Consider the following 506-nt stretch of genomic DNA (forward strand, 5'->3'; position numbering starts at 1 on the left):
TCGGTGCTCCGTTGTTCCGGTTGGGTGGTTCCCCGGTGCGGGTGATCACCTCAGCCTCGATCACCGACCTGGATTCCGATCAGCTCTCCGGTGCCACGGTGCGGATCGCGACTGGCGCTAAGACTGGTGATGTTCTTGGGTTCACGGCGATTGACGGGAACCCGATCACGGGCGCGTGGGATGCCAACACGATGACGTTGACGTTGAGCGGGTTGGCGACTATCGCCCAATACGAGGCTGCGTTGAAGGCGATCACGTTCAGCACGACTGAGGGCGGCCTGCCGCGTGGCCTGACCGTCTCGGTGACCGATGAGGCCGAGGTTGGGTCGTTGGTGCCGGGTGCTGCGTTGGTGACCGTGATCGGCCTGCCCCCGGCGGTGGTGACGATCGGGGCGCCGTTGTTCCGGTTGGGTGGTTCCCCGGTGCGGGTGATCACCTCAGCCTCGATCACCGATCTGGATTCCGATCAGCTCTCCGGTGCCACGGTGCGGATCGCGAACGGCGCC

Annotated in this window: 1 pseudogene; it reads left to right on the forward strand. The window is 65.2% G+C overall.

Annotated features, from left to right (window positions below):
• Nucleotides 1-506: pseudogene (locus ACQI46_RS25620) on the forward strand (hypothetical protein); the annotation flags it as partial.

The sequence above is a fragment of the Mycobacterium sp. SMC-4 genome (genome assembly GCF_050205565.1).
Taxonomy (GTDB): Bacteria; Actinomycetota; Actinomycetes; order Mycobacteriales; family Mycobacteriaceae; genus Mycobacterium.